The sequence below is a fragment of the Niveispirillum sp. genome, assembly GCF_017996735.1.
GTDB lineage: Bacteria > Pseudomonadota > Alphaproteobacteria > Azospirillales > Azospirillaceae > Niveispirillum.
Genome location: NZ_JAGOGJ010000248.1, coordinates 1 through 4,474 on the forward strand (window position 1 = coordinate 1; position 4,474 = coordinate 4,474).

At 64.1% G+C, this 4,474-nt stretch carries 2 protein-coding genes and 1 pseudogene; 1 reads left to right on the top strand and 2 read right to left on the bottom strand.

What is annotated here, in order from left to right:
• The coding region (locus tag KBA48_RS32595; RefSeq protein ID WP_292912832.1) for a recombinase family protein at positions 1 to 170 on the bottom strand (170 nt) is incomplete at its 3' end.
• A 95-nt stretch (positions 171 to 265) separates the two neighbouring features.
• Between KBA48_RS32595 and KBA48_RS32600 the strand changes: the two are divergent.
• A pseudogene (locus tag KBA48_RS32600) lies at positions 266 to 3,172 on the top strand (Tn3 family transposase); the annotation flags it as partial.
• Between the two features lie 106 nt (positions 3,173 to 3,278).
• On the opposite strand, the gene KBA48_RS32605 reads toward KBA48_RS32600, so the two are convergent.
• Positions 3,279 to 4,370, bottom strand: coding sequence for an IS1595 family transposase (locus KBA48_RS32605; RefSeq protein WP_292912831.1), 1,092 nt, complete (start codon positions 4,368 to 4,370; stop codon positions 3,279 to 3,281).
• Positions 4,371 to 4,474 lie beyond the last annotated feature (104 nt).

Genomic DNA, 4,474 nt, shown 5'->3' on the forward strand with positions numbered 1-4,474 from the left:
ACCTTCTTCCGCTCCGCGCGGTCCAGTTTGGTGCCCGCCCCGGTTTCCTTGTAGACACCCACGACCTCATACCCCGCCCGCATGGCCAGGGTCAGCAGATCCCGCTCCTGCCGCTCGCAGGATTGATCGACCGTGGACACGCGGCAGTAGAGGACCGCACGCTGTCCCAATTGAACCCTCCCGGCGGCATCGCCCTGTCGATGGCGGAACGTCTGGGCTTTGGTGCGTATCTGACAGACATTACTCCAACTGGGACAGAACCGCCATGCCGCGCCGCAGCGTACTGACCGATGCCCAGGCCGAAGCGCTGTTCGCGCTGCCCACGGCGGAGACCGACCTGATCCGCCATTACACGCTGAGCCCTGCCGACATCGCCGTCGTGGCGCGCCGGAGGCGACCGCACAACCAACTGGGCTTTGCCGTCCAGCTCTGTGCGCTCCGCTACCCTGGCCGGCTGCTGCGACCGGGGGAACTGGTTCCGCCCCAGGTGTTGTCCTTCATCGCCGATCAGTTGGACCTGCCACCCGACGCGCTGGCGGAATATGCCACCCGGTCGCAGACACGTTATGACCAGCTCGAAGCCCTCTACGCCATCTATGGCTACACCACCTTCTCGCAACCGATCCGGCGTGAGATCGCCAAATGGCTGCTCCCGGTCGCGCTGGTCACCACCAGCGGCATGGGTCTGGCGGGCCTGCTGATGGAGGAACTGCGGCGGCGGATGGTCGCGGCTCCCGCTGCCTCCACAATCGAACGTCTGGTGGCCATCGCCCTGTTGCAGGCCGAGCGCCATGTCGAAAGACAGATTGATGCTGCCCTGACCGTGGAACAGCGCGAGGGCATAGACGGGTTGCTGGCGGAACGCGCCGATACAGGCATGAGCCTGTTGGCCTGGGCACGTCAGCCACCCGGCGCCACGGGGCACCGCGCCATGTCCAGGCTGATTGAACAATTGATTGCGTTACGGACCCTCGCCATTGATCCGGCGATCCTGGAGAGCATCCATGCGGATCGTGTCCACCTCCTGGTCCGGGAAGGCGGCCGGCTGTCATCCCAGCATCTGTCAGCCCTGGCACCGCTGCGCCGGCAGTCCATCCTGACGATGACTGTGCTGGAAACCATTACCCGGCTCACCGACGATGTCATCGGCATGTTCGACCGTCTGATCGGTGGCCTGTTTCGACGAGCCGAACGCCGCGCGGCCGAGACGATCCAGGCCAACAGCCGCGCCATGAATGAGAAGGTGCGGTTGCTGGCCAGGGTGGGTGAGGCGTTGATCGACGCACGTGGCAAAGGGACAGACGCCTTCGCGGCCATCGAGGCGGTCATTCCGTGGGAGGAGTTCAAGGCCGCCGTGGCTGAGGCCGGCGAACTCACCCGCGACGACGACACCGACTATGCGGCGCTGGCCACCACCAACCACGCTCTGCTGCGCCGGGTGGGGCCAATGTTCCTGGACAGTTTCAGCTTTCACGGTATCGCCAGCGTCGGGGCTCTGCTGAACGCATTGGCTTTGATGCGGACCTTCTATGCCGGATCCCGGCGGAATCTGCCCAAGGGTCTGCCGACTGGCTTCATCCGACGCACCTGGCGGGCGGCGGTGCTGCGTGACGACGGGATCAATATGCCCGCCTATGAACTCTGCCTGTTCGTGGAACTGCGTGACCGGCTGCGCGCCGGGGACATCTGGGTGGCCGGTAGCCGGCAATACCGGGCCGTGGAAGACCAGCTCGTACCGAAGACCCTGTTCTCGACCATGAAGCTGGCCGGGCCGCTGCCTGTCGCGGTGCAGGAAGAGGCCATCGGATATCTGCGCGAGCGGAGGGAGCTACTGGAGGAGCGGCTGCGCCAAGTGGACGGGCAGGCGGCAAAGCAACTGCTCCCGGATGTCAGGATCAACGGGACGGCATTGAAGATCTCACCATTGCAAGCCGTTACCCCGGAGGAAGCGGAGCAACTGGCCGACCGTGTCCAGGCCGTGATGCCACGGGTGCGTATCACCGAATTGCTGGCAGAGGTCAACCGCTGGACCGGCATGATCGAGTGCTTCACCCATCAGCGCTCGCAACTTCCCGGAGACGATCCGCGTATCACCCTGACAGCCGTGCTGGCAGACGCCACCAACCTGGGGTTGACGCGTATGGCCGAGGCCTGCAATCTCGCCACCTACCGGCAACTGGCCTGGGCCGCCGGCTGGCATCTCAGCGAGGAGAATTATGGCCGGGCCCTGGCTCGCGTCACTGCCGCCCAACATGCGCAGCCTCTGTCCGCCTGGTTCGGCGATGCCTCGGTGTCCAGTTCTGACGGCCAGCATTTCCCGCTGGGCGGTCAGGGCGAGGTCGCGGGCGCCGTCAATCCGCACAAGGGGTCGGGACCGGCCATATCCTTCTACACCTGGATTTCCGGCCGCTATGCGCCCTTCCACACCAAGGTGATTTCCGTGTCTGAAGGGGAAGCCGCCCATGTCATCGATGGGCTGCTCTATCATGGCGGCGACATTGATATCGCTGTCCACCACACCGATGGCGGCGGTATTTCGGACCATGTATTCGGGCTCTGTCACCTGCTGGGTTTCCGCTTTGCGCCGCGCATCCCCAACATCGCGAACCGCCGGCTCCACACATTCGGCCCGGCATCGACCTGGCCGGCGCTGGAACCCTTCATCGCGGCCCGCATCGACGAGGCCATGATCTCGACCCATTGGGACGATCTGCTCCGGCTGGCAACCTCGGTGCGGATGGGCACCGTGCCTGCGTCACTGATGCTGCGCCGCCTCGGTTCCTATCCGCGCCAGAACGGGTTGGCCCTGGCGCTGCGCGAGGTGGGCCGGATAGAGCGCACTCTCTTCACCCTCGATTGGCTGGACGATCCGATGCTGCGCCGGCAGGCGACGGCCGAACTGAACAAGGGCGAATCCCGCAACGCGTTGGCCCGCGCCGTCTGCTTCCACCGGCTCGGCCGCCTGCGGGACCGAACCCTGGAAAGCCGGCAGCACCGGGCCAGCGGCCTGAACCTGGTCGTGGCCTCCATCATCCTGTGGAATACGGTCTACATGGACCGCGTCATCAGGTTCCTGCGTGGACAGGGGGAGGATATCCCAGACAATCTACTGCCCTATCTGGCCCCCTTGGGCTGGCAGCATATCAATCTCACCGGCGACTACCTCTGGGCCGAACCCGCAAAGCTCGACAAGGATGGCTACAGAATGCTGAGAACGCCAACCGAACGCCTCACAACCTGATGTTCTCTATTTGTCCGCTTAACGTGGTTCGCCATTATCAACCAAAGACAGCCACGGTTGATCTGACGTCGATGCCGCCGGCTTTTGTCCGTCGGATCTGACGACCGACGGCCATAATGAAAACGGCTGGCAACTGGCGTGCGGGCGGCACCCTGTCCCAGAGGGTTTGCAGGATTGTCCTTCCTTTCCGGGCTTTGCGGATTTTCTGACCAGCGGCGATGCGTTGGGACCAGCGGAAGCCGATCTCATGGAAATAGAGGTCGGCATGCTGGGAGCTGATGTGATGGAAGACGCCGGCGATGGTCTGGCGGACCCGGTTGTTGAAGCCTTCAGCGGCATTGGCATGGACGGTGCCACGGGCATATTCCTTGCGGGCATGGCACACGGTGTCGTGACGGGCGAAGCCGGTGCCGGCCGCCACGAAGGCCTTCCATTCGTCGCTCATCAGATGGGCCTGCGGTGTCACGCTCGCTTCCAGCACCCGTTCGGTCTCGTTCAACGACAGGTCGGCAACAACGCAGGCCCTGGCTTCGCCGGCCGGTGTTCCCGGTTCCGATCCGGCGGGACGCTGAACAACGACCATGGCCGGCGTCTTGGTCGTGCGCGGCTGTCCTTTGCGGCCCCGACCGGCACGGGGCTTGTCGGGATCGGACCGGGGAGCACCACCGAAATACATTTCGTCGATTTCGATGACGCCACCCAGCGTGTGGTCACGGGCCACCAGCAGACGCAGCACATGCCCCATCCGCCATGCCGTCGGCTGGCTCACCCCGATGATTTCGGCCAGCCGGATCGAGGAGACGCCCTTGTCGGATTGCAGGATGAACCACAGGGCCAGCAGCCAGGTGCGCAACGGCAGCTTGGTTGCATGCAGCGGGGTCCGCGTCGTCACCGTGAATTGCTGCCGGCAATCCTGGTCAGAGCATTGATAAAGCCCTGGCCGTGCCCGACGCCCCGTATCCCGACCGGCCAGGCTGATCGACCGATGGCAGCCACACGCCGGGCAAAGCCGACCCCGTGGCCAGACCATCGCCTCCAGCAGCCGACGACAGCGATCATCATCCGAAAACGCGGCCACCGCATCGGCAAGCGTCCGGATGCGAGAATGAAGCTCAAGTTCAGCGGACATGGAAATCCCCCTGGGTCACCCCAAGAGAATCACACTGAAATCATTACAAAACAACACTCAAGCTGTCTTTGGTTGATAATGGCGGCGTGGTTTTTTGCCCCTTC